Source organism: Clostridium sp. HV4-5-A1G, from assembly GCF_900184915.1.
In the GTDB taxonomy this organism is placed as follows: Bacteria; Bacillota; Clostridia; order Clostridiales; family Clostridiaceae; genus Clostridium_B; species Clostridium_B aromativorans.
Window position 1 is genome coordinate 1 of sequence record NZ_FXYI02000176.1, and the last position, 7092, is coordinate 7092.

The window sequence follows — 7092 nt, forward strand, 5'->3', positions numbered from 1 at the left end:
AGCCACAGCCACATTATCTTTTTTGTCTACAATTAAGGAATTTATATTGTCATTCATAATCATTCCCCCTTAAAATTTAAATAATTATTGCTTATCCATCGCTTTTTTGCCTTCTTCAATAACTTTAATAATTTTATCTACATCATATACGCTTCCACTCCAGGTTCCACCGCTGACAGACTGAAGTGCCGCCCATAGTTTTGTATCATCTGGAAGATCTGGATCAGGCTCAAGATCTGGATTAGGTTCACGTGCTTCTAGTACTTTGGCTGCTTCTTCATAAGAAAGTTTTTTATCCTCAGTTCCAATAAAATTAATCGATCCCTCAAGCTTATTGGTGTCAACTATAATTTCAATAACATCTCCATCACGAAGCTTCCCAAGAGGGCCTCCTGCCAATGCCTCAGGACCTACATGACCAAAACAAGCACCTGTAGAAACACCGGAAAAACGTGCATCTGTGATCAAGGAAACATGTTTACCAAAAGACAGATGTTTTAAAGCAGATGTCAACTGATATGTCTCCTCCATACCTGTTCCCATCGGACCTCCACCCATGACAACCATTATATCTCCAGCCTTGATCTTTCCAACATCTTTAAGCGCTTTAATAGCTGATTTTTCAGAGGTGAAAACCTTAGCTTTTCCAGTGTGTCTAAATACTCCATCATCATCTATAACAGATGGATCAATAGCTGTTGATTTTACCACCGAACCTTGAGGAGCAATATTTCCCATAGGAAAAGTTACTGTTGATGTCAATCCCCTTTCTTTTGCCCTGCTTGGGCTCATTATAATTTCATCAGGATCAAATCCATCTACTTCAACCAAACGTTTTCTACACTGTACACGTCTTTCAGATTTTTCCCACCAATCAAGATTAGCTCCAAGTGTTTCCCCTGTAACGGTAAGAACGTCTTCATGCAAAAGTCCAAGTTTTCTTAAATGAAGCATAACTTCAGGAACTCCTCCTGCTAAAAATGCGCAAACTGTTGGGTAATTAACCGGTCCCATAGGAAGAACACTTACTAAACGGGGAACTTCCCTATTAACCCTTGCCCAGTCTTTTACAGTTGGAATTTTACAACCGGCAGCATGTGCAATTGCAGGCAGATGAAGGAGCAAGTTCGTCGATCCACCAAAAGCAGCATGAACCACCATGGCATTTTCAATAGCTTTATCTGTAACAATATCCCTGGTAGTTATTCCATTATCAGCCATATCCAAAACTGCCCTAGCTGACTGCTTAGCAATTTCTTCCCATATCGGCTGACCTGAAGGTGATAAAGCAGAGTGAGTCAACGCTATTCCCAATGCTTCGGCAATAACCTGTGAAGTACCAGCTGTTCCCAAGAACTGGCATCCACCGCCTGCAGAAGCACAAGCTTTGCATCCCAATCGGCAGGCATCCTCAAATGAAAGCTCATTGTTGGCAAATCTAACTCCAATAGTTTGAATAGTTCCTGCATCTTCCCCTTTTATAGGTTGAAGTGTTGCACCACCAGGAACAATGATAGCTGGCAAATCATGCATAGACACCAGCGCCATCATCATGGAAGGCAGTCCTTTATCACATGAAGCTACACCAATTATTGCACGTCGTGTCGGCAGTGAACGAATTAAACGTCGCAGTACTATTGCCGCATCATTACGATAAGGCAGAGAATCAAACATTCCTGTTGTACCCTGGCTGCGTCCGTCACATGGATCTGTTACGTATGCAGCATAAGGAACGCCTCCAAGTTTCTTGATCTCTTCAGATGCCGCTCTTACCTGCAATCCCAATTCAAAGTGACCTGTGTGTAATCCTAAAGCTATCGGAGTACCGTCATTATCACGAACACCACCTTGATTGCTGAGTATCAGCACGTCACCACCCAAGAGTTTAGATGGCTCCCATCCCATACCGGCACTTAAAGTCATTCCGAATACATTACCGCTAGGTAATTTTTTCAACAATTCCGGAGTAAGTGGAAGCGAACCCTTAGGCCCTTCTGCATGAGTGTGAATTTTATACAAAGCTGCTTTTTCTTCACCAAAAATTGATTTTAATGACACAATTAACCCTTCCTCTCTATAATTAAAATTATTTTGATAACTTAATTAACAAAACATATGGCTAAGTAGCAATTTTTATGAGATTATATGATCTACCTCTTCCATCAGTTCCTTAATTGCATTGGTTTGCTTTTCATCTGCCTGAAGAAAAGGAGTTTTACAGTAGTCTTTAATATCTAAACCTTTAAACATCATTGCTTTCTTTAGAATAGGAATAAAACACTGGCTTATCTCATATAATTCTGACATTTTATCAACACAATTTTGAATTTCAGCTATTTTAGCGATATTTTTATTATTAACCGATTTCACCCAATTTACAAAAATCTCTGGATAAAGATTTGAAAGTGCACTAATGCAACCGCTTCCACCTACAAGAATATTATGGACAAAATTTTCATCAAATCCTGAAAATACCTCAAATCCAGGAAATTCATTCTGTACGGTTTTGATCAGCTTTCTAGTATGTCCCATTTCTGATACCGTATCTTTATATCCGACAATATTGCCATGTTTTCTCAACAAATTAAGTGTAAATTCCGGTGATAGATCATATCCTGTTCTGTCAGGAAAATTATATAAATAAATATTACCCTTTACAGCTTTTGCGATTTCTCCATAGTAAAAATCCAAATTTGCATCCGTTAAACCAAAATAATACGGACTAACAACAATAACAGCATCCGCTCCAACACCAATAGCGTAATTGGAAAGTTCAATTGTATCTTCTATTGTCATACAGCCTGTACCAATAATAGTCTTTGTTCTCTTATTTACATAGGGAACAACAAGATCAATCAATTCTTTCCTCTGTTCAATAGACATTGCATAGAATTCACCTGTACTGCCCATAACAACTAAACCATCTATACCTGAGTCAATAAGATAGTCATAAACATTTTTATTTGCCTGGACATCTAAATTTCCCTCAGCATCAAATGCAGTAATTACAGGAGTTAAAAATTTAGCCTTTTTCACGTGTTATCTCTCCTTCAATAAAAATTTTAGATTAAATTCAAAGCTTATTTTGTAATAGCTATATCCTGCTGCTCGTATCGGCAATTTGACAATTGATAAAGCTAATTCTTCTTTATTTTGTTCGCATATACAAAACTAATTTGTTTATACGAATATCATAATTAATATTATCACAATTTTTTATGATGTCAAGATAATAATTCAGTATTTTTTGCAAAAATTAAAAAGAGCAGTCCTCTGCCCTTTTATCTGTCTTAAATATACGGGATTTCTAATTTTCGACTATATCTCAGGATAATACCCTGTTTTATCCAGATTTACTTATGAACCCTGAGAGCTGCTTGAGACAATCTGGTTGTAATACATATTATAATATACACCTTTTCTATCTATTAAATCCTTATGATTTCCAAGTTCCACTATTCTACCATCTTTTATAACCATTATGATATCAGAATACTTTATAGTGCTGAGCCTATGGGCAATAATAAAGCTAGTCCTATCCTCCATAAGTTTAAACATAGCTTTCTGTATCCCAATCTCCGTTCTAGTATCTATACTGCTGGTAGCTTCATCTAAAATAAGTATAGAAGGATTTGAAAGTACAGCCCTTGCTATGGATATTATCTGCCTTTCGCCCTGGCTTAAATTGCTTCCTCCCTCTTGAATCATAGTATTGTATCCTTCTGGAAGCTTTTCAATAAATTTATCTGCACCTACTGATTCCGCAACTTTTTTTACTTGAGAATAATCTGCATCCAGATTACCATATCTGATGTTCTCAAATATGGTGCCTGTAAAAAGATAGGTATCCTGAAGAACTATACCAAAGCATTTTCTAAGGCTGTCCCTGGTATAATCTCTGATGTCCACCCCATCAATAAAAATTCTCCCGCTGGATACGTCGTAGAACCTATTTAGCAGATTTACGATAGTGGTTTTACCTGCTCCTGTAGGCCCAACCAAAGCTACACTGGTACCTGGATTTATTTCAAGATTTATATTCTTCAATACCTCGACATCTTCCCTATATCTAAAACATACATTTTCAAAAACAATACGGCCTTTACAATCTTCAAGTATTTTCGCTCCAGATGTATCCTTTAATTCCTCTTCCTCATCCAATATTTCAAATACTCTTTCCGCACCTGCAACAGCTGACTGGAGGGTATTAAATATACTTGCTATACTATTTAGGGGTCTGGTAAATTGCCTTGAATAGCTTAAGAAGCTGGCTATAACTCCTACGGTTATAATATCCTTTACAGCTAAAATCCCACCAACTCCGGCTACTGCAGCAAATCCTATATTGTTTATGACATTCATAATTGGCATTAAAAACCCGGACAGTATTTGGGCCTTTAATCCCACTTTACACAACCTACGATTCATTAGATTAAATTTCTCTATGATTTTTTCTTCATGGTTAAAAGCTTTTATTACCTGAAGTCCTGATATGGATTCCTCTATATGACCATTCAATTTCCCAAGTTCTATCTGCTGAGTCTTAAATAATTTACTTGTATTCTTTGCTATACTCTTGGTAAGTAAAAACACCAGTGGAACTGTAATAAGGCTCACAAAAGTCATAATAGGGCTCAAAACAAGCATCATTACAAAAGATCCAAATACTGTCACCACTGATGACATGAGCTGGGTGGTAGACTGCGATATGGTAGAACTCACATTTTCTATATCATTGGTGAGCCTGCTCATTATCTCCCCATGGGTATTTCTGTCAAAAAAAGATATTGGAAGCTTCTGAAGCTTATTAAATAAATTTTCCCTGAGTCTTATTATTATTCTTTGGGCTGTTCCAGCTATAAGCCAGCTTTGAAAAAAAGTCAGCACTCCATCTAGTATATATGTGAATAAAAGCAGCATGACCATCATAAACAGCAGGCCGAAGTCCACTCTTACCTTCAATCCTGAGGACATGGCATCAATAGATTTCCCTATGAAATAAGGTCCTAAAAACGACACTATGGAATCCAGTATCACAAATATAAAAATTATAATTAGAAGTCTTCTTTCACTTCCAAAATATCTCCACAATCTGAACAAAGTCTTCCTAAAATTTTTAGGCTTTTCAACTGGCTTAATGCTGCCTTTACCTTTTACACCTCTCCTTGGTCCAAGAGGCATTCTGATACTGCTTTTGTCATATTTAAATTTTTTATCCATATATCATAACTTCTCCCTTCCAACCTGGGACAAAAATATATCTTTATATACCTGACAGTTCTTTATAAGTTCCTCATGTCTCCCAATACCTACCAGTTTTCCACTGTCCAAAACAATTATTTTATCTGCAGACATAACAGAAGATATTTTTTGCGCAATTATTATACAGGTAAGGTTATCCGAATATTTTTTTAATTTTTTTCTAATTTTTACTTCCGTAGATGCATCTACCGCACTAGTACAATCATCAAGTATGAGCACCTCAGGCTTTTTTATAAGTGCCCTGGCTATAGAGACCCTCTGTTTTTGTCCTCCTGAAAAATTTACTCCTCCCTGTCCAAGCTTTGTATCATATTTTTCTGGAAATTTTGAAATAAATTCATCCACTTCCGCAGCTTGAGCAGCTTCCCTAACCTCTTCTAGAGAAGCATCTTCTTTTCCCCATCTTATATTCTCAAGCACACTTCCTGTAAACAATACAGTCTCTTGCGGCACAAGAGCTATTTTATTCCTCAATATCTTTTCATCTATATTTTTTATATCCACTCCACCAATTTTTATAATTCCAGAAGTAACGTCATAGAATCTGGGAATTAGGCTTACCAAAGTGCTCTTACCTGATCCTGTGGCTCCTATAATTCCCAGGGTCTCTCCTGGAATACAGGTAAAACTTATATTTTCAATAATCCGGTGGCCATTGGCATAAGCAAAACTTACATTTTCAAATTCTATTTTACCCGCTTTATCAATATTTAAAATAGAATTGTTGGAGCTAAAGCTGCTTCTTTCTTCAAACACCTTAGAGATCCTGCTGGCAGAGGCTTTAAATCTCACAAATGTATTAAAAACTGCAGATATGATCATAATTGAATACAATATCTGTGTCATATAATTTGTAAATGCAATTATCTGCCCCACCTTCATGGTGCCTCTGTTCACGTATATTCCCCCAATCCAGAGCACAGATACTATTCCCAAATTTATTACCAAATTTATGCCCGGGGAAAATATGGATACAACCCTCATTGCCCTGGTTGATAATGTCCCGAGCTCTTCATTGAAACCTTTAAATCTTTTATTTTCATAATCTGATCTGTTAAATGCCTTTACAACTCTTACTCCAGACAGGTATTCCCTCATTACTGAGTTTACCTTGTCTAAGGCCTGCTGGACTTTTATAAAATACGGATACCCAATATTCACATTTAAAAATATCAACACTGCTACAATAGATATTGCAGCAAAAATTACCACCGAAAGACGCAAATTCAGTCTGGATGCCATAATTATGCTTCCCACACATAGAATAGGTGCCTTCACAGCTATTCTCATAAGTCCATTCACAAAGTTCTGGATTTGAGTTACATCATTTGTAAGCCGTGTTATAAGAGAGCTTCTCTCAAATTTGTCAATGCTCTCAAAAGAGAATCCCTGAACTTTTTTAAATAAATCCTCCCTCAGATCTGCACTAAAATTCTGCGACACAGTTCCAGACAATATATTGCGTCCTGAAGCTCCCAAGGCTCCAATGGCAGTAATTCCAAGCATTATCAGACCGTTTCTGATTATATAATCCGCATCTCTATATGCTACACCTATATCCACTATATCAGACATTATTGTAGGCTGCATAAGATCGCATAACGCCTCTACCGTAAGGCATACTATCGCGAGGGAAAATCCTTTCCAATACTTATCTATATATTTTTTCATAAATTTCAAGTATATACACCCCTAAGAATTTATTTAATCAAAGATACGGGCGGTTTCTCGCCAGTTGACATTAAAATTAAAAACATATACACAAAATTATTATAAATCAAATCATAAATTATGTTATTATAATATTACTATACCATATAACACTGATAT

General features: G+C 36.7%; 4 protein-coding genes. All 4 read right to left on the reverse strand.

All coding sequences use genetic code 11. The features are described from left to right. Positions 1–84 precede the first annotated feature (84 nt). Positions 85–2058, reverse strand: coding sequence for a YjhG/YagF family D-xylonate dehydratase (locus J5G60_RS15105; protein ID WP_150356586.1), 1974 nt, complete (start codon positions 2056–2058; stop codon positions 85–87). Positions 2059–2133: 75 nt separating this feature from the next. Beyond that, entirely contained in the window at positions 2134–3036 is a 903-nt protein-coding gene (locus J5G60_RS15110; RefSeq protein WP_150356587.1) for a dihydrodipicolinate synthase family protein, read from the reverse strand. 321 nt (positions 3037–3357) lie between these two features. Next, positions 3358–5220 carry an ABC transporter ATP-binding protein gene (locus J5G60_RS15115; RefSeq protein ID WP_190972186.1) on the reverse strand — a complete coding sequence of 621 codons (1863 nt, stop codon included), beginning with the start codon at positions 5218–5220 and terminating at the stop codon, positions 3358–3360. A 3-nt stretch (positions 5221–5223) separates the two neighbouring features. Further along, entirely contained in the window at positions 5224–6942 is a 1719-nt protein-coding gene (locus J5G60_RS15120; RefSeq protein ID WP_150356588.1) for an ABC transporter ATP-binding protein, read from the reverse strand. Positions 6943–7092 lie beyond the last annotated feature (150 nt).